Raw genomic sequence first — 21,382 nt, forward strand, 5'->3', positions numbered from 1 at the left:
GCGCCGATGGTACTGCAAGGGGGACCTTGTGGGAGAGTAGGACGCCGCCGGACTTCTTTTCACAGAAAACCCCTGACGGGTGGAGCATCACGCTCCATCCCGTCAGGGGTTTTCTGCATTCCCGGGGCAGTTCGTCGTTGCAGCTCGTCCGTCGGTCCAGCGGGTGGCCGCGGTAGGATCAGGGCGTCATGACAGCGCCATTCTCTTCTGCCACCGGTTCCGACGTCCGCGTCCGGTTCTGCCCGTCTCCGACCGGAACGCCGCACGTCGGCCTCGTCCGCACCGCCCTGTTCAACTGGGCGTACGCCCGGCACACGGGCGGCAAGCTCGTGTTCCGCATCGAGGACACCGACGCTGCTCGCGACAGCGAGGAGTCGTACGCGCAGATCATCGAGGCGCTGCGGTGGTTGAACCTCGACTGGGACGAGGGTGTGGAGGTCGGGGGACCGCACGGTCCGTACCGCCAGTCCGAGCGCGCCGACGTCTACGCCGACGCGATCACGCAGCTGACCGCGGCGGGCCACGTCTACGAGTCGTACGTCACGCCGGAGGAGATGGAAGCGCGCAACGTCGCGAACGGTCGTGACCCCAAGCAGGGCTACGACAACCACGAGCGTGACCTCACCGACGCCGAGCGGCAGGCCTTCCGCGACGAGGGTCGTTCGCCGGCACTGCGTCTCCGGGTGCCGGACCGCGACCTCAGCTTCCAGGACCTCGTCCGCGGTGAGATCACCTTCCCGCAGGGCTCGTTCCCGGACTTCGTCGTCGTGCGACCCAACGGCAAGCCGCTGTACACGTTCACGAACCCGCTCGACGACGCTCTGATGGGGATCACCCACGTCCTCCGAGGCGAGGACCTGCTGTCGTCGACGCCGCGCCAGATCGCGCTGTACGAGGCACTGTTCGAGATCGGGCTCGCGCAGTTCATCCCGCAGTTCGGTCACCTGCCCTACGTGATGGGGGAGGGCAACAAGAAGCTCTCGAAGCGCGACCCGGAGTCGAACCTCTTCCACCACCGCTCGAACGGCATGGTGCCCGAGGGGCTCGTCAACTACCTGGCCCTGCTCGGGTGGTCGATCGGTGCCGACCGTGACGTGTTCTCGATCGACGAGATGGTCGCGGCGTTCGAGGTCACCGACGTCAACCCGAACCCGGCGCGCTTCGACCACAAGAAGGCCGAGTCGATCAACGGCGACCACATCCGTCTGCTCGACGCCGACGACTTCCGCGGCCGCCTCGAGCCCTACCTCACCGAGTTCCTCGACGAGCCGGCGACGGCCGAGCAGGAGCGTGTGCTCGAGCTCGCCGCGCCCCTCGTGCAGGAGCGCATGCAGCTGCTCAGCGAAGCACCGGCGATGCTCGGGTTCCTGTTCACCCCGGACGACGACCTGGTGGTCGAGGACGACGCGCTCGGTTCCCTCAAGGGTGACCCGGCCCCGGTCCTCCAGGCCGGCATCGCCGCACTCGAGCAACTCGACGACTGGTCCACGGCCGCGATCGAGCAGTCCCTCCGCACGGCGCTGATCGACGGCCTCGAGCTGAAGCCGCGGGTGGCGTTCGGTCCGCTCCGCGTCGCGGTCTCCGGTCGTCGGATCAGCCCGCCGCTCTTCGAGTCGATGGAGATCCTCGGCAAGCAGTCGACGCTCACGCGGCTCCGTTCCCTCGCGGCTCGCTGACCTCCGTGGTCGACGTCGTCGTCATCGGTGCGGGTCCCGCGGGCCTGAGCGCTGCCCTGAACCTGGTCCGGGCGAAACGGACGGTGCTGCTCGTCGACGCCAACCGGCCGCGGAACGCCGCGACGCTCCGCTCGCACGGGTTCATCACGCGGGACGGCATCTCGCCCCTCGAGCTCCGGAAGCTCGGGCGGGACGAGGTCGCTGGCTACCCCGAGGCGACGGTCGCGCAGGCCGTCGTCGACCGGGTGTGGCAGACCGACGGCGTCTGGAACGTGCACGGGACGTGGCGGGGTGCCGAGGTCTCGGCGGCCGCACGTGCGGTGGTGATCGCCACGGGCCTCCGTGAGTCCTTCCCGGCGCTGCCGTCGCTCCGGGCGTTCTACGGCACGGACGTGCACAGTTGCGTCGAGTGTGACGGGTACGACAAGGCCGGGGCGCCACTGGCGTTCATCGGCGAGACCGACGACGTCGTGGACCGCGCGCTGCTCGTCGGGTCGTGGACGGACGACCTGATCGTCTTCACGAACGGGGTCGCCCCGGTGTCCGACGCGGGGCGTGCGCGTCTCGCCGTTGCCGGCATCCGCGTCGACGAGCGTCCGTTGGCGGACCTGGAGGGTGACCGCTCGGGGATGACCGGGGTCCGGCTCGCCGACGGGAGCGTGGTGCCGCGGACGGGCGCCTTCGTCCGGCCCGAGTGGCACGCCGACCTCGACTGGGTCGACGCGGACCTGGACCGTGACGCACAGGGCTTCGTCCGCGTGGACCGGCTCGGGCGGTCGAACCTGCCCGGGTTGTACGCGGTGGGGGACGTCACCCCGCCCGGTCCCGAGCAGCTCATCGTCGCTGCGGGTCACGGCGCTTCCACCGCAGCGGCCGTGCACCGCGACCTCATCGGTGGTCTCGAAGACCCCCGGGATGCTGTACAGTAGTTGATCGTGCCCCGGACAACGGGGGCGCGGGGCCGTCAGGCCTTTGGGGTATGGTGTAATTGGCAACACAGCGGTTTCTGGTACCGTCGTTCTTGGTTCGAGTCCAGGTACCCCAGCAAGTCGAACAGACGGAAAGCCCCCGGGAAACCGGGGGCTTTCGTCGTTCCCGGACCCGCTCCGCGGGCTATGGTCGATGCACCAGAGCGGCCACATCGCCGCCACGCCCGGACGCCGTCGGGGTGCGACACGACCAGGGGGACCCATGATCATCTTCGGCAGCCGCTCGCGTTCCGCCCTCGTCGGGGTGCTGTTCTTCGCCTGCACCCTGTGCGGATCGACGGCCGCGCAACGCCTGCACCGTCTGCGCACCTGGTTCACGCTGTTCTTCGTGCCGGTCTTCCCGTTCGGCCACGGGCGCTACGTGCTGCAGTGCGCCTACTGCGGCGGCCAGTCGTCGATGCCGCGTGACGGTGCCGAGCGGTTCATCGCCGACAGCGAGCGGGCGCAGCAGGCGCACCTCGCGCAGGAGACGCTGCCCCCGACGGGCGCCTGACGACCCACGCGCAGCGCACGGCCGGTCGATGGTCACGCCTCTGTAACGCTCCGGTCACGGTGCGCGTGCAACCGGTTGCACCACCCCCGTCCGGGGCGTAGCGTCCTCGCTCAGCAGGCAGCGTCGCCTGCTCCAGTGCAGCGTCGCCGGGCACGGTCCGGCGACGCTCCTGGTGATCTCGATGAGGAGACAACGCTGTGAAGAACACACGTGCGAAGGGCCGCGTGGCCTCGATCGCAGGGATCGCGGTCGTCGGCCTGATGCTCGCGAGCTGCTCGAGCGGCAGCTCGGCCTCGAACGACGCGAAGAGCGGGCAGGACAGCCGCGGACCGATCACCTACGTCCAGGGCAAGGACAACTCGAACGTCGTCCGCCCGCTGATCGCCAAGTGGAACAAGGCCCACGGCTCCGAGAAGGTCACCTTCAAGGAGCAGTCCGACCAGGCCGACCAGCAGCACGACGACCTCGTGCAGCACTTCCAGGCGAAGGACGACAACTACGACGTGGTCGACGTCGACGTGGTGTGGACCGCCGAGTTCGCCGCGAAGAGCTGGCTCACCCCGCTGACCGGTGACATGGCGATCGACACGTCGAAACTGCTGCCGTCGACGGTGAAGACCGCGACGTACAACGACACGCTCTACGCGGCACCGCAGACCTCCGACGGCGCGCTGCTGTACTACCGCAAGGACCTCGTGAAGACCCCGCCGACGACGTGGGACGAGATGATGAAGGACTGCTCGATCGCGAAGGACGCCGGCATCGGCTGCTACGCGGGACAGTTCGCCAAGTACGAGGGCCTCACGGTCAACGCCTCCGAGGCGATCAACGGTGCCGGTGGCGCTGTCCTCAACGGCAGCGGCAAGCCGGACGTCGACACCTCGGACGCGAAGGCCGGGCTCCAGAAGCTCGTCGACGCGTTCCAGGACGGCAACATCCCCAAGGAGGCCATCACCTACCAGGAGGAGCAGGGCCGCCAGGCGTTCGAGGACGGCAAGCTCCTGTTCCTGCGTAACTGGCCGTACGTGTACAGCCTCGCGAAGACGGACGGCTCCAGCAAGGTGAAGGACACCTTCGGCATCGCCCCGATCCCGGGTGCCGACGGCGTCGGTGCGTCCACCCTCGGTGGCCACAACGCTGCGATCAGCGTCTACTCGAAGCACAAGGCCACCGCGCACGACTTCCTCGAGTTCCTCATCTCGAACGACACGCAGAAGTTCTTCGCGACGCAGGGCTCGCTCGCCCCGGTGGTCGGGGACCTCTACACCGACGAGGAGCTCACGGCGAAGCTGCCGTACCTCCCGACGCTCCTCGAGTCGATCAAGTCGGCGGAACCGCGTCCGGTGACACCGTTCTACCCCGCGGTGACGAAGGCGATCCAGGACAACACCTACGCCGCCCTCAAGGGGTCGAAGTCCGTCGACTCGGCGATGCAGGACATGCAGGCCGCCCTCACGTCGGCGACCGACGGCAGCGGCAACTGACACAGCGGGCGGCGGACGCCGTCCGCTGACGGGAGGGCCGTGGTCACGCGACCACGTCCCTCCCGTCCTCCCTCTGTGCGTTCCCGACACCGGCAAGGAGGCCGTCCGTGTCAGCAGCAACCGAGATCCCCGCAGCGATCCCCGAACCCCAGGGGATGGAGCCGCCCGAACGCCGCAAGGGCGGGCTGAATGCCGACCACGGCCGATGGGCCGTCTACCTCATCGGCCCGACCCTCGTGCTCCTGGCGATCGTCATCGGCTACCCCGTGGTCAGCGCGGTCATCCAGTCGTTCCAACTCGACCAGGGGCTCGACAAGGCGACCGGCCTGTTCGTCGCGGGCGGCTTCGCCGGCGTCACCAACTACGTGCACTGGCTCGGCCAGCAGTGCGGCAACGCCGCCTGCCCGCCCGGCAACCTGGGCTCCCAGTTCTGGACGGCGTTCGGCAACACGTTCTTCTTCACGGTCGTGACCGTGGCGCTCGAGACCGTCATCGGGCTCTGGATGGCCATCATCATGAACCGCAACTTCCGGGGACGTGCCCTCGTCCGCGCGGCGATCCTCATCCCGTGGGCCATCCCGACCGCCGTCACCGCGAAGCTCTGGTACTTCATATTCGACGCGAACGGTGTGCTCAACCACGTCATCGGCCACCAGGTGCTCTGGTTCTCCGACGAGTGGGCGTCCCGCTTCGCGATCGTCATCGCCGACACGTGGAAGACCACGCCGTTCATGGCGCTGCTCATCCTGGCCGGACTGCAGCTGATCCCGGACGAGGTGTACGAGGCCGGCAAGATGGACGGCGCCTCGACCGTGCAGCGCTTCGTCAACATCACGCTGCCGCTCGTCAAGCCGGCGCTCATGGTCGCGATCCTGTTCCGGGTGCTCGACGCGCTCCGGATCTACGACCTCATCGCGATCATGACCGGCGGCGGTGGTGGTTCCGGCAACGCGACCGTGTCGCTGTCGGTGCTGGTCGTCGACCAGATCCGGCAGGGCTTCAACTCCGCCTCGGCACTCTCCACCATCACGTTCGTGGTCGTCTTCGTCGTCGCGTTCGTCTTCGTCCGGTTCCTCGGTGCGAACGTCGTGCAGACCCAGGCAGCACAGCAGAAGGGCGAGCTCAAGTGACCCTCGCAGCAGACCGTCTCCGCATTCCCGCCGAACGTGCTGGCGCACGCGCCGATGTCCGGGTGAAGCGCCACATGGGGCCGAAGCTCCGCACCGGCATCCAGGCCGGCGTCATCACCCTGTGGTGCCTCCTGCCCTTCTACTGGATGATCGTCACGTCGTTCCGCGACGTCGGGTACACGTTCGACCCGACGCCGTTCTTCACGCACGTGACACTCGACAACTACACGACCGCGTTCTCGACCGCGCTCGGCAACCACCTGGGGCGCGCCCTGCTGAACAGCGTGTTCATCGGCGGCGTCGTGACGATCATCGCCCTGCTCGTCGGCACGACCGCGGCGTACGCGCTGGCCCGGCTCGAGTTCCGCGGCAAGTCCCTCATCGCCGGCGCGATCCTCGCCGCGTCGATGTTCCCGGGTGTCGCGCTCATCTCGCCGCTGTTCCAGCTGTTCACCGACATCGGCTGGATGGGCACCTACCAGGCGCTCATCCTGCCGAGCATCTCGTTCGTGCTGCCGCTGACGGTCTACACGCTCGCGTCGTTCTTCCGCGAGATGCCGTGGGACCTCGAGGAGGCCGCACGCATCGACGGGTGCACCCGCATCCAGGCGTTCCGCCGGATCATCCTGCCGCTGGCCGCTCCCGCCGTGTTCACGACCGCGATCCTGGCGTTCATCTCGTCCTGGAACGAGTACCTCATCTCGTCCCAGCTCTCGAGCGACGCCACGCAGCCGGTCACGGTCGCCATCGCGTCCTTCGCCGGCTCGCAGCCGCACCAGGAGCCGTACACCGCCGTGATGGCAGCGGGGACGATCGTCACGATCCCGCTCGTCATCCTGGTGCTCGTGTTCCAGCGACGCATCGTGGCCGGTCTCACCGCCGGCGGCGTGAAGGGCTGACGGTGGCACAGCGCGCGCCGCTCCGCCCGACGTCGCGGATCGAGGAGGCCATCGGGTTCGTCGGGTGCTTCGGCCTGCTGTTCCTCGCCGTCACCGTGTTCTGCGAGCTGACCGGACGGCCCGCGCTCGGGTGGGCACTCACCCTGCTCGCGGCCGTCGTCGCGATCGTCCTCCTGGACCGGTGGCGACGTCGGGTGCTCCACCGGACCGCGGACGTCGCCGGGCGCGACCACACGCCGGCCGTGACGCGCGCGTCGGGCCGCTGACGGGCCTCCCGGGAGGCCCCGTGGGGATCCAGGAGATCGCGCAGGCCACCGGGTTGTCGAAGGCAACCGTCTCGAGGGCGCTCCGCGGCCTGCCGACCGTGGCGGGTTCGACGGTCGACCAGGTCCGACGGGTCGCCGACGAGCTCGGGTACGTCCCGAGTTCGGCGGCGGCCGGCCTCGCCACCGGGCGGCAACGCGCGGTCGGCGTCGTCCTGCCGGTCATCGACCGGTGGTTCACCGCCAAGGCACTCGGCGGGGTGGACGCGGAACTCCGCGCCGCCGGCTACGACCTGGTCCTCTACAACCTCGGCGGTCCCGGCGGCGACCGGCACCGGGCGTTCCGACGAGCGATGCTGCGGCAGCGCGTCGACGCGCTCGTGCTGCTGTCGCTGGTCCTCGACGAGACCGAACGGCGTGAGCTGCAGGTGAGCGAGTTGCCGACCGTCGTGATCGGCGGGCCGGCACACGACCTGCGGAACGTCGGCGTCGACGACCACGAGGTGGCGGCGCTCGCGGTCGCGCACCTCACCGGACTCGGGCACCGCGAGGTCGCCTACGTCGGCGGTGAGGACGAGGCCGGGTTCACCGTCGCCGTGCCGTACCTCCGTCGGGACGGGTTCACCGAGGCGATGGCGCGCGCCGGAGCGCCGGTCCGGGCCGACCGGTACGCGGACGGCCGGTTCTCGTTCGCCGGCGGGGTCGCTGCGGGTGCCGTCCTGCTCGAGGTCCCCGCGCCGGACCGACCGACCGCGGTGGTCTGCGCGTCCGACGAGATGGCGCTCGGCGTCGTGGTCGCCGCCCACCGGCTCGGCCTCGAGGTCCCGCGGGACGTCTCGGTCACCGGTGTCGACGGGCACGAGTACGGCGAGGTCCTCGGTCTGACGACCGTCGCGCAGGACCCGGAGGCCCAGGGGCGCGTGGCCGCACGGACGGTCGTCCTGGAGGCCCAGGGTGCGTCCCCGGGACCGCTCCCGCCGTCCGCCGCGCGGCTCGTCGTGCGGCGGACGACCGCCGGGCCGTGCCGGTGAACGGGTCGTCCGGCGTCGCGGTCGGTCGGCCCCCCGCCGCCCCGGCGTAGCCTCGGCCGCATGCTGGTCACGAAACTCGAGCACGCCTGTCTCGTCGTCGAGCAGGACGGCGACCGTCTGGTCATCGACCCCGGCGCGTACACCCGCCCGGTCGACGTGACGGGCGTCGTCGCCGTCGTCGTCACGCACGAGCACCCCGACCACGGCACGGCCGAGCAGCTCGCGCGGATCCTGCAGCGGAACCCCGGCATCCCGGTGTTCGGGCCGGCCGGGGTCGCGTCGGCGCTCGGAGCGACCGCTCCGGGGTCCGTCGTGGTGGACGTGGTGACGGACGGTGACACCCGGACCGTGGGCGCGTTCACCCTGACTTTCCACGGCACGCGCCACCAACTCATCCACTCGTCCGTGCCGGTCGTCGACAACACCGGGGTGTTCGTCAACGGCACGCTGTTCCACCCCGGGGACGCCTACATCGACCCGGGGGTGCCGGTCGAGGTGTTCGCGACGCCGGTCGGCGCACCGTGGCTGAAGATCGGTGAACTGATGGACCACCTGGCCGCCGTCGCCCCCCGACGGGCGTTCCCGATCCACGAGGCCACGCTGTCCGACATCGGGTTCGCGGGGCACACCGAGCGGATCCGACAGGTCGTCGAGCCCGCCGGCGAGGTCGTCGTGCTCGCGCCGGGGGAGTCGTTCACCGTCTGAGGGGCGGCAGCCCGAGCAGCCTGCCGAGCTCCAGCGCGTCCCACGGGGCGTGGCGTTCCGCGTCGTTGTCGAAGTACACCCAGACGTCGCGTCCGGCGCTGACGTGGTGGCGGACGGTGTCCGCCCAGCCGACCAGTGCCTCCCGGCCGTAGCCGTCGTGGTACGTGTGCGGTGCGCCGTGGAGCCGGAGGTACGCGAGCGGCGCGTCGGTGTCGTCGACGAAGCGGGGGAAGTCGCCGGCGTGCGAGTCGACGAGCGCGGTGCGGTGCGCGCGGAGGACGGCGCGGTGGTCCGGGGTCACGGCGTCGGGGGAGCGCACCTCCAGGACGTGGTGGATCGGCAGTGCCGGGTCCTCGGCCGTGGTGGACGGTTCGACGACCTTCGCGTCGTGACCGGCGGCGAGCGCGGCGGCCGCACCGTGGGTGCGGGGCAGGAGCGCGAGGAACGCGTCGAGCACCTCGGGCGTGGGGGCGACGTGCTCCGGGAGCTGCCAGAGCACCGGACCGAGGGTCGGGCCGAGCTCGAGCGGGCCCGACGCGAAGAAGTTCGCCAGCGCCGTGTCGACGTTCCGCAGCCGCAGCATGTGGGTCAGGTAGCGGCCACCCTTCAGCGCGAAGCGGAAGTCGGCCGGGACGACTGCTCGCCAGGAGCGGTACCGGGACGGGCGTTGGAGCGCGGAGAAGGACCCGTTGACCTCGACCGTGGTGAACTGCGTGCCGACGTGCTCCAGCCAGCGTCGCTTCGCCAGGCCCGCGGGGTAGAAGTCGCCCCGCCACGAGTCGTACTGCCAGCCGGACAGCCCGATGCGCACGCTCATCGGCTCACCGTACGCCGAGGCTCCACATGCCCGGTCCGGCATGGCGACACACCGGCGTGGACCCGACCGTTTTGGCGCTCGCTCACACCCTGTGCAATACTTGTCGAGTTGTCGGAACGGCCCCATCGTACAGTGGCCTAGTACGCCGCCCTCTCACGGCGGTAACGCGGGTTCGAATCCCGCTGGGGTCACCACGAGTGACACACTCCGAACCGACACATCGCCGCGGCCCCATCGTATAGCGGCCTAGTACGCTGCCCTCTCACGGCGGTAACGCGGGTTCGAATCCCGCTGGGGTCACCAGCACGAAGGCCCCCGCCGGATCCGGCGGGGGCCTTCGTCGTTCCGCGGCGCGGTCAGAGCGAGACGGCCACGCGGTCCAGGTTCAGGTAGTTGCCGCTGCTGGTCGTGGTGGTGATCGCCACCGCGTTCGAGCCCGTGGCGAGCTGGACCGGCACCGTGACCGTGGCCCACGTCGACCACGAGGCGGTCGCCGGGAAGGTGACCCTGACGGGTGCGCCGCCGCCGACGCTCACGGTCTGGGTCGCCGTGCCGGCTGCAGCGGCGTACCGGAGCGTGAGCGTGTGCGTCCCGGCTGCAGCGACGTTCACGTGCACGGTCGCCGCCGTGCCCACGGCGTTCCACCCGGCGAGGTAGCCCCTCCCGGTGAACCCGGCGTTCGAGGCCTCGGTGGGGATGCCCGGGTGGTCGACGTTCTCGGCCTGGTACACGCCGTCGCCCTGCACCACGGCGGTAGACCCGTCGGGCACGGCCTGCTGCAGGACCGCGACCGTCGCCGAGGCGGCGAGGGACTGCTGCGGGGTCGAGGCGATCGACGGTGTGGGTGCCGTCCAGTCCGGTCCGCCGATGCCCTCGGGGGAGACGTGGGCAGCGGCCTGCGAGGCGTTCGCGGTGAGGACCGACTCGTACTGGGTCTGTCCGGCGTCGTCGATCAGGTCACGGATGTCGCGGGTGAGGATCGCCTTGAAGCCCTGGGTGTCGCTCGAGCCCTCGTTCACGAAGGTCCCGGCGACGGTGAGGTTCGTGACCGCCCAGTCCACGGCCCGGGTGGCGTCGGTGAGGTACTGCTGGTCGTTCGTCAGCAGGTACATCTGCAGTGCAGCGCCGGCGTACTGCCCCTGGTTGTAGGTCCAGTCGTAGTCGGTGAACTGGCCGGTCCCGCTGACGTGGTCCCGGATGTGGCCGTTCCGGTCGAACTGGCTCTGCAACCAGGTGAAGAGCCGCTCCGCGGTGTCGCGGTACGTGGTGTCCCCGGTGGCGGCTTAGAGCCGGAGCGCGGTCTGGACGGCGGTGCCGTTCGTCGCGATGTTCTTCTCGTTCTTCGTGCCGTCACCGACGTCGACGTTCTTCCACCAGATGCCGCCGCCGTACGTCGTGTCCTCGTACTGCGCGATGAACCCGAAGACCTCTTCCGACTCGTCGAGGAACCGCTGCTCGCCGGTGAGTTCGTACGCGCGGACCGCACCGCGTGCCCACCAGCCCATGTCGTCGTTCCAGTCGTTCTGCCGGAAGTCCGGGTACGCCGCCTGCCAGCCGTCGAAGACGTCGTCGATCATCTGCCGGCTCGCCGCGTCATGGGTGCGTTCGTAGCGGTCCATCACCGCCTCCCAGTTCTGGGCCTCCCACCAGTAGTCGGTGTACAGCCCGCCCTGCGGGCCGACCGCGTGCTCCTGGTGGACCTGCCGGTCGCTGTAGGTGGTGAAGTACTTCGCGTCCGCGTCCCAGTAGGTGGCGACGAAGGCGTCGTACGCGTCCGTCGCCTGCGTGGCGGTCAGGGCGGAGGCGCGCCCCGGGTCGTTCGCCAGGCCGACGCCGGTGAGCGTGGCGGTCGCGACGGCGCTCGCGATGAGCATGCCGACGATCCTGTGCTGCATGGGATCTCCTTCGATCCGTTGCCGATCCTCCTGCCCTGCGCAGACGCAAAAAGTATACTTGAACTACTTCTTGCGTGGATCGGGCTAATCAATATAGTTGGAGGAGAACCAACGGAAGTCAAGGGAGCAACGTGGCTCAGATGCATGCAGACCTCGTGGGCAGGGTCGCCCAGCAGGTCGAGGACCGGATGGGGAGCGAGGTCGCGGCCGTGTTCGCGAACTGTTTCGCGAACACCCTCTCGACGACGATGACGACGATGCCCGACGGCACGACGTTCATGGTCACCGGGGACATCCCCGCGATGTGGTTGCGGGACTCGACCGCGCAGCTGACGCCCTACCTGCACTTCCTCGCGGACGACCCGGGCCTGGCCGACACGGTGGCGTCGGTCTCCCGACGCCAGCTCGAGTACGTCATGATCGACCCCTACGCCAACGCGTTCAACCGGGCTCCGGACGGCGCCGGGCACACGGACGACCACACCGAGATGAGTCCGTGGGTCTGGGAACGCAAGTACGAGATCGACTCGCTCTGCTACCCGATCCGACTGGCGTTCGACCTCTGGGAACGCACCGGGAGGACCGACCACCTCGACCGCTTCGCCGAGGTCGCCACCGTGGCGATCGACCTCTGGACGGTCGAGCAAGACCACGAGACGTCCTCGACGTACCGGTTCGAGCGACCTGACCCGCTGCTGCCGAGTGACACCCTCGTCCGGGACGGTCTCGGGCCGGTCACCGCCCGGACCGGACTGACCTGGAGCGCCTTCCGGCCGAGCGACGACGCGACGACCCTCGGGTTCAACGTCCCCGGCAACGCCTTCGCCGTCACCGAGCTGCGGCACGTCGCCCTGCTCGCCGCCGTCGTGCTCGACGACGACCAGCTGACGCGACGGGCGACCGCCCTGGCGGACGAGATCGACGCGGCCATCCGTGCGCACGGGGTCGTCGACCACCCCGAACACGGCGAGGTCCTGGCGTACGAGGTCGACGGCGCCGGCGAGGCCCTGCTCATGGACGACGCGAACGTCCCGAGCCTGCTGTCCCTGCCGATGCTCGGCTGGTGCGACCGTGACGACGCCCTCTACCGGCGCACCCGTGCCGCCGTGCTCTCACCCACGAACCCGTACTGGTTCAGCGGTGCGACGGGCAGCGGCATCGGCAGCCCGCACACCCCTGGGCGCAACGTGTGGCCGATCGCTCTCGCCGTGCAGGGGCTCACCGCGACTGACGCTGACGAACGCGCCGGGCTGCTGCGACAGCTGTGTGCGACGCACGCGGGGACGCAGCTCATGCACGAGTCGTTCGACGTCGACGAGCCCACCGGGTACACCCGACCCTGGTTCTCCTGGGCCAACGCGATGTTCTGCGAGTTCGTGCTGGACCTCGCCGGACTGCGCACCGCACCGGCGGCGCTCTCGGCGCCGGTGTCGGACCGGGGCGCCCGATGAGCGTCATCACCACGCCCGAGGAGCAGGCGGTCGTCGCCGGGCAGACCGACGAGGCGCTGCCGCGACCGGTACCGAGGCGCCGGCGGACCGAGCGCGGCGGCGGCGTCCGTGCCACCCGGAAGCAGCAGACCCGTGCCGCATGGGTGTTCCTCGCCCTGCCCGGCCTGCTCTTCCTGCTCTTCACCGCCCTGCCCGTCGTGATCGCGGCCGTGGTCAGCCTGAGCGACTACGCCGTGATCGGGCCGCTGACCTGGACCGGCTTCGACAACTACGTCGACATCGCCTCCGACCCGTTCTTCTGGACGGCGCTCGGCAACACCGTCCTGTACACGGTGCTCTACGTCCCGCTCGGACTGGTGATCGCGATCGCCACCGCGCTCCTGCTCAACCGCAGCGGTCGAGCGGTCCGGGTCTTCCGGACGCTCTTCTACATCCCGGTGGTCTCGTCGACGGTCGCCACGGCGACCATCTGGTACTGGGTGCTCAACCCGCAGCACGGTCTGCTCAACGAGGCGCTCAGCTGGTTCGGCATCAACGGCCCGGCGTGGCTCTACGACTCGCACTGGGCGATGTTCGCGATCGTCATGATGAGCGTCTGGGCCGGCTTCGGCGGGAACATGATGATCTTCCTCGGCGGACTGCAGGGGGTGTCGCCGGACCTCCGCGAGGCCGCACGGCTCGACGGTGCGAACGCCTGGCAGGTGTTCCGGTACGTCGTGCTGCCGAGCATCCGCCGCACCACGTTCCTGGTCTCGACGCTGCTCATCATCAACGCCTTCCAGGTGTTCGACCAGGCGTACGTCCTGACGAAGGGCGGTCCGGGCAACTCGACCGTGACGATCGTCTACTACATCTACGACCGCGGGTTCGGGTCCCTGCAGATGGGCTACGCCTCCGCGCTGTCGTTCATCCTGTTCGTGATCATCCTCGCGTTCTCCCTCGTCAACGCCCGCCTCACGAACAGGGACTCCGAACGATGACCGCGACCGCCACACCGACCGGATCCGCCGCCGCTCCGAGCCGCGACGGACAGCAGCTCCGACGACGGGCCGCTGCCGTCCGCCGGACGAAGACGACCGCCTGGTGGATCGGCGTCTGCCTCGTCAGCATCGTCACCGTCGCACCGCTCATCTGGACGCTCGCGACGTCGCTCAAGCCAGCCGGCGAGATCCTCGCCCACTCGCTGTCCCTCGTCCCGCAGCACCCGACGGTCGACAACTTCGTGCAGGCCGTGACGACCGTCCCGTACGGGCGGTACTTCGTCAACTCGCTCGTCCTCGGCGTCGGTGGGGCCGTCGCCAACCTGTTCTTCGGCTCGCTCGCCGGCTACGCCCTGGCGAAGCTGCGGTTCGCCGGACGCCAGGCGGTCTTCGTCACCTTCCTGTCGTCACTCATGGTCCCGAGCATCGTCACGATGATCCCGACGTTCCTGATCCTGCGACACTTCCCGCTGCTCGGCGGGAACGACCTGAGCGGCAACGGCGGCCTCGGCCTCATCAACACGTACTGGGCCGTCATCGTCCCGGGTGCCGCCGGCGCGTTCGCGGTGTTCTTCATGAAGCAGTTCTTCGAGTCGCTCCCCGACGAACTCGGGGAAGCGGCCCGGATCGACGGCGCGGGCGAGTTCCGGATCTTCGCGGTCATCTACTTCCCGCTCACGAAGGCCGGGCTCGCCGTCCTCGGTCTGCTCAGCTTCCAGGCCGGCTGGAACAACTTCCTCTGGCCGCTCATCGTGCTCAACGACCCGAAGATGATGACCGTCCAGGTCGGGCTCGCCGGTTTCGTCAACAACTACACGACGAACTACGGCCCGTTGATGGCCGGGACGATCATCACGATGCTCCCGGTCCTGGTCGTGTTCATCCTCGCCCAGCGCTGGATCATCGAGGGCATCGCGCACGCCGGCACCAAGTAGCTCATCCCGTCCACCCGGGGTGCCGGTCTGTCGGCCCCCGCTCAGCAGAAAGCACACGACAATGACGTCACGTCGTCTCCTCGGCGCAGCCGCCGCGCTCGCCGCAGCCGCGCTCGTCCTCACGGGCTGTTCCTCCGGGTCGTCCGGCGCCACCGGCGCCGACGGCCGCCAGGAGGTCACCATGTGGGGCTCCTGGTCCGGTGACCAGGTCGACCAGATCAACACCATGACCAGCGCCTTCAACAAGGCGCAGACCAAGTACACGGTCAAGTACGTCCCGCAGGAACTCGTCGAACAGAAGCTGCTCACCGCGATCGCCGGCGGGAAGGTCCCGGACCTCGTGCTCTGGGACCGCTACCAGACCTCGCTCTACGCACCGAAGGGTGCCCTGCAGGCCATCGACGACCGGGTCGACGAGGACCACGTCGACACGAAGGAGTTCTACCCGCAGGCGCTGTCCGAGATGCGGGTCGACGGCAAGCTCTACGGACTGCCGCTCCTCGTCGACAACCGCTCGCTCGTCTACAACGAGGACCTCTTCAAGGAGGCCGGACTCACGCCGCCGACGACATGGGACGAACTCAAGAAGGACGCGGAGAAGCTGACCGTCACGAAGGGCGGCAAACTCCAGCAGTCCGGGTTCATGCTGAACGACCCCGGCCTGTTCTCGATGTGGCTGCAACAGGCCGGCGGGCAACTCCTCAGCAAGGACGGCACGAAGACGGCGTTCGACAGCCCACAGGGGGTCGAGGTGCTCGACTTCTGGAAGAGCCTGATGGACGACGGCGTCTACACGAACGGGTTCGGGGACAGCAACGACGTCTTCGCGGCCGGCCAGGCGGCGATGAAGTACGACGGGCCGTGGGACGTGCCGAACCTCGAGAAGGCCGACGGCCTGCAGTGGGGCGTGACCGAACCGGTCGCCGGTCCGAGCGGTGACAAGGGCGCCGTGATGGGCGGCTTCGGCCTCGCGATCCCGACCGGGGCGCAGCAGGCCGACGGCGCCTGGGCGTTCGAGAAGTGGTGGGCCACGAAGGCCGAGAACGGGGTGGACTTCGCCAAGGTCTCGGGGTGGATCCCCGCGAACCGTTCATCGGCGAACGACCCGTTCTTCACCGACGACCCGCGCTACGCCGGGTTCGTGAAGACGCTCGACTACGCGTCCGTCCGCCCGGGCGTGCCCGGCTACAGCGACGTCGAGGGCAAGGCCCTCACCCCGGCGCTCGAGAAGTTCATGTCCGGCCAGCTGACCGCCGAGCAGACGCTCGCCCAGGCGGCGAAACAGGGCGACCGCATCCTCCAGGAGAACCGCAAGTGACCGACACGATGACCGGCGTCTGGGCAGACCGCGCCGACCGCATGCAGGACAGCATCGAGCGGCTCTACGGAGCGCCGTGGCCGCAGTACCTCCACAACTCGTGGCCGGTGCAGGACGCTGACGACAGCACGTTCAACTACTGGTGGCTCGCACACCTCCTGGACGTCCGTCTCGACGCGTTCCAGCGGAGCGGCGACCCGGTCCGGCTCGAGCAGGCGCGAACGGTGCACCGGAACATCGTCGAGCGGAACGGTGGCTCGCTGTTCAACGACTACTTCGACGACATGCTCTGGTTCGCCCTCGCGACCCTGCGGCTGCACGGTGCGACGGGGGAGCAGCGGTACCTCGACGACACCGTCGCCCTGTTCGACCACGTGGTCGAACACGGCTGGAACGACACCGGCGGGACGAGCCTGGCGTGGCGCAAGCAGCAGCTCGCGTACAAGAACACCCCGGCCAACGGACCGCTCGTCATCCTCGGCGCCCGGCTGCACCGGAGCACCGGGGAGGACCGGTTCGTGCAGCACGCGGAGACGGCGTTCGACTGGCTGACCGACCACCTCGTCGACGCAGCCGACGGGTTCGTCGAGGACGGCGTCAACCGGGCAGGCGACGGCCGGGTGGACACGCAGTGGCGGTTCACCTACAACCAGGGCCTGTACGTCGGGGCCGCCGTCGAGCTCGCCGATCGTCGACCGGACGACGACCTGCTCGCCGTCGCGGTCCGGACCGCTCGGACCGCGGTCACCGAGCTGTCCGACGGCGTCGTCTTCCGCCAGGAGGGTGACGGCGGCGACGAGGGCCTGTTCAAGGGCGTCTACTACCGGTACCTCGGGCTCCTCCTGGAGCGGCTGCCGGACGGGGACGCCGACCGCGTCGCCCTGACGGCGTTCGTCCGTGCCAGCACCGACGCGCTCTGGGGGGCGTTCCCGGAGGAGCTCGACCGGCCGGCCGCCAACGACTGGACCGAGCGCCCGGCCGGCCCCGTGCCGTACTCGACGCAGCTCAGCGCCGCGATGGCGACCGAGCTGCGCGCCCGTCTCGACCGGTAGGCGGCGGCGCGGTCGACGCGCCGACCACCAGCTGCGCAGGCACGAGGATCTTCCGGGAGCCGCTCTCGCCCCGTGCCTGCCGCAGCACCTGGGCCACGGCCTGACGACCGACCCCGGGCTGGTCCTGTGCGATGTGCGTGAAACGGAACAGTCGGCGATCGAACGTCGCGTCCGGGTGGTCGAAGCAGACGACGGAGACGTCGTCGGGAACCCGCTTGCCCACCTGCTCCAGCGCGTCGCGGAGCAGCAGCGCGATGTTGTACTCACCAGCGACGAACGCCGTCGCTTCCGGGTGCGCCTCGACGAACGCGACGAGCCGGGCGACGTCGTCCTCGGGACGGTCGGTCGAACCCGGCAGTGTCGACTCGACGTCGTGGAACGCCAGCGCGTCGTCGAGCGCCTTGTCGTTCCGCGCGTGCGCACCGACCCAGCCGCGCCGACGGTCGTCGTTGGACGTCACCCGGCTGTCCGAGGTGACGAGGGCGACCCGCCGGTGCCCGAGGCTGAACAGGTGCTCGGTCGCCGCAGCACCGGCGCCGATGTTGTCCGTGGAGATGTCCGACACCGGGATGCCCTCGTACCGACGGTCGAGGATCACGACCGGGAACCCCGTGGGCAGGAGCTCGAGGACCCCCGGTGGGATGAACTCGGAGCTGCTCGGCAACACGACCAGGCCCTGCACCCGTGCCGCCAGCGCGCGGATCGCGGTGTCCTCGGCATCGTGGTCGCCGTGGGTGCGTTTGACGATCACGTCGGTGGCGGTGCCGGCCTCGTCGAGCATGCCCTCGAGGACGCGGGTGCCGAAGGTGTCGTCGAAGTTGGTGAGGACCACCCCGACGTCGATCCGGTCGGTCGGCCGGAGGCGTGCCGTCGGCTCGGTGCTCACGACGGTCGTACCGACCCGTGGGCGCCGGGCGACGTACCCGTCCTCGCGGAGCATGTCGAGCGCTCGCCGCAGCGTGATCGCGCTGATGTCGTAGTGCGCCAGGAGGTCGGCTTCGGACGGGAGCCGCGCCCCCACCGGGAACTCGCCGGACCGGATGCGGGACCGGAGGTCTTCGAACGTCGACTGGTACAGCATCATCGGCTCCTCAATACGTCTATTGATAATACGACAAGAGCAGATGAGCGTGGCGGTCCCGTCCGGCACGGCGAGGCCCGGCGGTACCATCGCGACGGCAGGTCGGCGATCGGAGGCGCATGCGGGACACGGACGAGGCAGGCGCGAGCCGTCCAGCCGGGGAACGACCGCCGCACGCCCGCTGGTCGCTCATCGCCCTCGTGGCACTCGGTGGGGCGGTCGGCACCGCGGTCCGGGCACTCCTCGCCCAGGCGCTCCCGGCCGTCGACGGGATCAGCTGGACGATCCTCGTGATCAACGTCGTCGGTGCCTTCTGCCTCGGCCTGCTGCTCGAGGCCTTCGCCCGCCGGGGGCCGGACCAGGGACACCGTCGCTCGCTCCGGCTGTTCCTCGGCACCGGCGTGCTCGGTGGGTTCACGACGTACAGCACCCTGGCCGACGACACCGCGCGGTTGCTCGACGACGGTCGGTGGGCGGCCGGCAGCGGGTACGCGCTGCTGTCGGTCGTGCTCGGGCTCGCCGCGGTGGTCGCCGGCCTCGCGGTCGCGGGCGCCTCGGCGAAGCGGGCCGTGCGGTGACCCCCCTGACCCTGCTGGTCATCGCGCTCGGCGGCGGTGTCGGAGCGGCCCTCCGGTTCGTCCTGGACGGGGTCGTCAAGACCAGGGTGACGGGCTTCCCCCTCGGCACGCTGCTCGTCAACGTGTCCGGATCGCTCGTCCTCGGGTTCGTCACGGGCCTGGGGGAGGCCGGCACACTCGCCGCCCCGATGGTCGCCGTGCTCGGGACGGGCATGATGGGTGGGTACACGACGTTCTCGACGGCGAGCGTCGAGACCGTGCAGCTCCTCCGATCCGGCAAGACCCGGCTCGCCGTCCTGAACGGCCTCGGCATGCTCGTCGTCTCGGTCGGCGCTGCGGCGCTCGGCCTCCAGCTCGGAAGGAACACATGACCTCGGAACGCCCCGGCGAACTCGTCCTCGTCCGCCACGGAGAGACGGAGTGGTCGAAGAGCGGGCAGCACACCGGCCGCACCGACATCCCGTTGACGGAGAACGGCGTCGTGCAGGCCGAGCGCGCCGCCCGCTACCTGGCGGACCGCGACTTCGCGCTCGCGCTGTCGAGCCCCCTCGCCCGTGCCCGTGAGACCGCTCGCATCATCGGTGTCGACCCGGAGCTCGACGAGGACCTGTACGAGTGGGACTACGGCGCGTACGAGGGGCTGACGACGCCGCAGATCAAGGTCCAGCGTCACGGTCCGTGGGACCTGTGGACCGACGGCGTCCCGGCCGGCGACACGCCCGGAGAGAACGCCGCCGAGGTGCGGGTCCGCGTCGAGCGGGTCATCAACCGTGCCCGCCCCGTCCTCGCCGAGGGCCAGGACGCGATCTTCGTCGCCCACGGACACGTCCTCCGCGCCCTCGGTGCCGCGTGGATCCGCCTGGCGCCGCAGGACGGCGCGGTGCTGAAGCTCGGCACGGCGACGGTCAGCACGCTCGGGTACGAGCACGGCCGGCCCGTCATCGACGCCTGGAACATCACCCCGTCCTGAGACGGCCGCCAGCCCGGGCGGCGGTGTCAGCCGCCGCCCGCCGGCCCGCGAACGGACCTCCGGCGCCTCAGTCCGCGTCGAGGACGATCCCCATGCCGATGCTCGGCGCGACGTCCTCGAACCCGAGCGACCGGTACAGCCGCTGCCCGGGCGGGTCCCCGATGAGTGACACGTACGGACCCTCGGGAGCCCGCTCGCGGATGTCCGCCACGAGCCACTCGACGACCGCGCGGCCGAGACCCTGGCGCTGGTGCGACGGGTCGGTGGCGACGTCGACGACGTGGAAGTACCAGCCGCCGTCCCCGATCACCCGGCCCATCGCGACCGGCGTGCCCGCGGCGTCGACGACGTGGCACGCGGACCAGGCGCCCGCGATCGCCGGCGCGCCCTGCTCGGCCGTCACCGGTGTCAGGCCGGAGTCACGCCGCAGACGCAGGTAGTCCTCGAGCGGTGGGGCGGTCGGCAGCAGCGTGTAGTCGTCGGACGTGTCCATGCCCCCAGCGTGCCCGACGGGCGCGCCGCGACCGACGGGCGCGCCGCGGTCAGACCGTGCGGATGCTGCTGGTCGCCCCCAGAGCCCGTCCACGCCGTCGCTCGACCGCGCGTCCGACCGCCAGGAGCACCACGCTCACGACGGCACCGAGCAGCGTCTGTCCGATGCGGTCGAGCGCCAGGAGCCCCGGCGCCTCGGGCAGGCTCAGCCACGACACCGCCAGGGCCAGCGGCGTGAGGAAGAGCAGGCAGACGGCGTAGTTCCGGGCGACGAAGATCTCGGCCGCGAACTGCCCGACGACGGCGATGACGACGATCCACCACGCCGAGGGCTCGAGCAGCAGGATCCCGACCGCGACCACGGTGCCGCCGACGGTGCCGACCACACGCTGCACGGCGCGCGAGACGGTGTGGCGCTGCCGGAGCGCCGGCAGCGTCGACACGACGGCGATCACGGCCCAGTACGGGTGGCCGAGACCGGGCAGGACCTCGGCGACCGTGCCGGCCACGAGCGCGCCGACGACGTTGAGCGCGATGGTCTCCCAGAGCGCCGACGTGCCGAGGACCGCCAGCGACCGGTGCTTCGTGTCCGCGAGCGGGCGGAACCGGTGCGGCGCGTGCGGGTGCAGGACACGTCGGAAGGCCGCCCCGGACATCGCGACGAGCCATGCCCAGGCGACCGAGCCGAGGATGATCGTGGCGACGAGCGGCAGGTCGCCGGTGCGCAGCGGGACGAGGGCGGACACCACGAACGCGAACACCGGGAAGATCGGCTGGGCGGGGATCGTCCGGAGGGCGCTGAGCGTGGCCACCGCGACGACGAGCACCACGACGAGGCCGGTGCCCTGCAGCCAGAGCGGCGCTCCGAGCAGCGACACCGCGATGCCCGCGGCCATGCACGCGACCTGCAGGGCCCCGGCGACGCCGGTGGTCACGGCACGCTGCCGGTAGGGCTCGGTCGCGCCGAAGATCGCGGTGAAACCGGCGAACATCGCGAACGCGGCGTACTGCGGCATGCCGAGTCCGATGAGCAGCGCGAGCGGGACGCCGCCCGCGATCGCAGCGCGGGCTGCGCCCTCGAGGTTGACGGTGCGGGTCGAGTGCGGAGCTGTCGTCATGTCCGGACCATCCTCTCACCGCGAC

At 70.2% G+C, this 21,382-nt stretch carries 22 protein-coding genes, 3 tRNA genes and 1 pseudogene; 20 read left to right on the forward strand and 6 right to left on the reverse strand.

Annotated features, from left to right (window positions below; translation table 11 throughout):
• The first annotated feature begins 188 nt into the window (after nt 1-188).
• The 10 genes from gltX (at nt 189) to E9228_RS00050 (ending at nt 8,670) form a co-directional block, all read left to right on the forward strand.
• Complete coding sequence (gltX, locus tag E9228_RS00005; protein ID WP_166778621.1) at nt 189-1,676, forward strand: glutamate--tRNA ligase; 1,488 nt, start codon at nt 189-191, stop codon at nt 1,674-1,676.
• Nucleotides 1,677-1,681: 5 nt separating this feature from the next.
• Nucleotides 1,682-2,605, forward strand: coding sequence for an NAD(P)/FAD-dependent oxidoreductase (locus E9228_RS00010; RefSeq protein ID WP_341849705.1), 924 nt, complete (start codon nt 1,682-1,684; stop codon nt 2,603-2,605).
• Between the two features lie 44 nt (nt 2,606-2,649).
• Nucleotides 2,650-2,721 (forward strand) — tRNA-Gln (locus E9228_RS00015).
• 146 nt (nt 2,722-2,867) lie between these two features.
• Complete coding sequence (locus E9228_RS00020) at nt 2,868-3,158, forward strand: zinc ribbon domain-containing protein (RefSeq protein ID WP_166778622.1); 291 nt, start codon at nt 2,868-2,870, stop codon at nt 3,156-3,158.
• Between the two features lie 260 nt (nt 3,159-3,418).
• On the forward strand, nt 3,419-4,642 hold the full coding sequence (locus E9228_RS00025) for an ABC transporter substrate-binding protein (RefSeq protein ID WP_166779312.1): 1,224 nt from the start codon (nt 3,419-3,421) through the stop codon (nt 4,640-4,642).
• A gap of 155 nt (nt 4,643-4,797) precedes the next feature.
• The gene (locus E9228_RS00030) at nt 4,798-5,772 is read left to right on the forward strand and encodes a carbohydrate ABC transporter permease (protein WP_166779313.1); all 975 of its coding nucleotides are present in this window, start codon (nt 4,798-4,800) and stop codon (nt 5,770-5,772) included.
• Between the two features lie 74 nt (nt 5,773-5,846).
• Nucleotides 5,847-6,671, forward strand: a complete 825-nt coding sequence (locus tag E9228_RS00035) for a carbohydrate ABC transporter permease (protein ID WP_208385464.1) — start codon at nt 5,847-5,849, stop codon at nt 6,669-6,671.
• Between the two features lie 2 nt (nt 6,672-6,673).
• Entirely contained in the window at nt 6,674-6,937 is a 264-nt protein-coding gene (locus E9228_RS00040; protein ID WP_166778624.1) for a hypothetical protein, read from the forward strand.
• A 20-nt stretch (nt 6,938-6,957) separates the two neighbouring features.
• A complete protein-coding gene (locus tag E9228_RS00045; protein WP_166778625.1) occupies nt 6,958-7,965 on the forward strand; it encodes a substrate-binding domain-containing protein in 1,008 nt (335 codons plus the stop codon).
• 60 nt (nt 7,966-8,025) lie between these two features.
• Complete coding sequence (locus tag E9228_RS00050) at nt 8,026-8,670, forward strand: MBL fold metallo-hydrolase (RefSeq protein ID WP_166778626.1); 645 nt, start codon at nt 8,026-8,028, stop codon at nt 8,668-8,670.
• On the opposite strand, the gene E9228_RS00055 is transcribed toward E9228_RS00050, so the two are convergent.
• Entirely contained in the window at nt 8,660-9,487 is an 828-nt protein-coding gene (locus E9228_RS00055; RefSeq protein WP_166778627.1) for a DUF72 domain-containing protein, read from the reverse strand. The two genes, E9228_RS00050 and E9228_RS00055, sit on opposite strands and share 11 nt — an antisense overlap.
• A 118-nt stretch (nt 9,488-9,605) precedes the next feature.
• On the opposite strand from E9228_RS00055, the gene E9228_RS00060 reads away from it, so the two are divergent.
• Together E9228_RS00060 and E9228_RS00065 are read left to right on the forward strand one after the other, a co-directional pair.
• A tRNA-Glu gene (locus tag E9228_RS00060) sits at nt 9,606-9,681 on the forward strand.
• Between the two features lie 33 nt (nt 9,682-9,714).
• Nucleotides 9,715-9,790 (forward strand) — tRNA-Glu (locus E9228_RS00065).
• Nucleotides 9,791-9,843: 53 nt separating this feature from the next.
• On the opposite strand, the gene E9228_RS16835 is transcribed toward E9228_RS00065, so the two are convergent.
• On the reverse strand, nt 9,844-10,257 hold the full coding sequence (locus E9228_RS16835) for a carbohydrate-binding protein (protein WP_341849764.1): 414 nt from the start codon (nt 10,255-10,257) through the stop codon (nt 9,844-9,846).
• Between the two features lie 66 nt (nt 10,258-10,323).
• Nucleotides 10,324-11,382 (reverse strand): annotated as a pseudogene (locus E9228_RS16840) (glycoside hydrolase family 76 protein); the annotation flags it as partial.
• Between the two features lie 140 nt (nt 11,383-11,522).
• Between E9228_RS16840 and E9228_RS00080 the strand changes: the two are divergent.
• The 5 genes from E9228_RS00080 (at nt 11,523) to E9228_RS00100 (ending at nt 17,118) form a co-directional block, all read left to right on the forward strand.
• Nucleotides 11,523-12,833, forward strand: coding sequence for a glycoside hydrolase family 125 protein (locus E9228_RS00080; protein ID WP_166778630.1), 1,311 nt, complete (start codon nt 11,523-11,525; stop codon nt 12,831-12,833).
• Nucleotides 12,830-13,813: a carbohydrate ABC transporter permease gene (locus tag E9228_RS00085; RefSeq protein WP_166778631.1), complete on the forward strand. Its 984-nt coding sequence runs from the start codon at nt 12,830-12,832 to the stop codon at nt 13,811-13,813. The genes E9228_RS00080 and E9228_RS00085 overlap by 4 nt, the downstream gene beginning before the upstream one ends.
• Nucleotides 13,810-14,748: a carbohydrate ABC transporter permease gene (locus tag E9228_RS00090; RefSeq protein ID WP_166778632.1), complete on the forward strand. Its 939-nt coding sequence runs from the start codon at nt 13,810-13,812 to the stop codon at nt 14,746-14,748. The genes E9228_RS00085 and E9228_RS00090 overlap by 4 nt, the downstream gene beginning before the upstream one ends.
• A 61-nt stretch (nt 14,749-14,809) precedes the next feature.
• Nucleotides 14,810-16,066: an ABC transporter substrate-binding protein gene (locus E9228_RS00095; RefSeq protein ID WP_166778633.1), complete on the forward strand. Its 1,257-nt coding sequence runs from the start codon at nt 14,810-14,812 to the stop codon at nt 16,064-16,066.
• Nucleotides 16,063-17,118: a glycoside hydrolase family 76 protein gene (locus E9228_RS00100; protein ID WP_166778634.1), complete on the forward strand. Its 1,056-nt coding sequence runs from the start codon at nt 16,063-16,065 to the stop codon at nt 17,116-17,118. Before E9228_RS00095 ends, E9228_RS00100 begins: the two co-directional genes overlap by 4 nt.
• Here E9228_RS00100 and E9228_RS00105 read toward each other — a convergent pair.
• A complete protein-coding gene (locus tag E9228_RS00105; protein WP_166778635.1) occupies nt 17,072-18,268 on the reverse strand; it encodes a substrate-binding domain-containing protein in 1,197 nt (398 codons plus the stop codon). The two genes, E9228_RS00100 and E9228_RS00105, sit on opposite strands and share 47 nt — an antisense overlap.
• A gap of 50 nt (nt 18,269-18,318) precedes the next feature.
• Here E9228_RS00105 and E9228_RS00110 point away from each other — a divergent pair, with 50 nt between their 5' ends.
• Genes E9228_RS00110 through E9228_RS00120 form a run of 3 tightly spaced genes read left to right on the forward strand, consistent with a single transcriptional unit; the run spans nt 18,319 to nt 19,747 of the window.
• A complete protein-coding gene (locus tag E9228_RS00110) occupies nt 18,319-18,777 on the forward strand; it encodes a fluoride efflux transporter FluC (RefSeq protein ID WP_166778636.1) in 459 nt (152 codons plus the stop codon).
• A complete protein-coding gene (gene crcB / locus E9228_RS00115; RefSeq protein ID WP_166778637.1) occupies nt 18,774-19,148 on the forward strand; it encodes a fluoride efflux transporter CrcB in 375 nt (124 codons plus the stop codon). Before E9228_RS00110 ends, crcB begins: the two co-directional genes overlap by 4 nt.
• The gene (locus tag E9228_RS00120) at nt 19,145-19,747 is read left to right on the forward strand and encodes a histidine phosphatase family protein (RefSeq protein WP_166778638.1); all 603 of its coding nucleotides are present in this window, start codon (nt 19,145-19,147) and stop codon (nt 19,745-19,747) included. The genes crcB and E9228_RS00120 overlap by 4 nt, the downstream gene beginning before the upstream one ends.
• A gap of 67 nt (nt 19,748-19,814) precedes the next feature.
• On the opposite strand, the gene E9228_RS00125 is transcribed toward E9228_RS00120, so the two are convergent.
• Together E9228_RS00125 and E9228_RS00130 are read right to left on the reverse strand one after the other, a co-directional pair.
• Entirely contained in the window at nt 19,815-20,240 is a 426-nt protein-coding gene (locus E9228_RS00125) for a GNAT family N-acetyltransferase (protein ID WP_166778639.1), read from the reverse strand.
• Nucleotides 20,241-20,289: 49 nt separating this feature from the next.
• Nucleotides 20,290-21,357, reverse strand: coding sequence for an FUSC family protein (locus tag E9228_RS00130; protein ID WP_166778640.1), 1,068 nt, complete (start codon nt 21,355-21,357; stop codon nt 20,290-20,292).
• Between the last annotated feature and the right edge of the window lie 25 nt (nt 21,358-21,382).

Origin of the sequence: Curtobacterium salicis (genome assembly GCF_011759505.1) — a bacterium.
Lineage (GTDB): Bacteria > Actinomycetota > Actinomycetes > Actinomycetales > Microbacteriaceae > Curtobacterium > Curtobacterium salicis.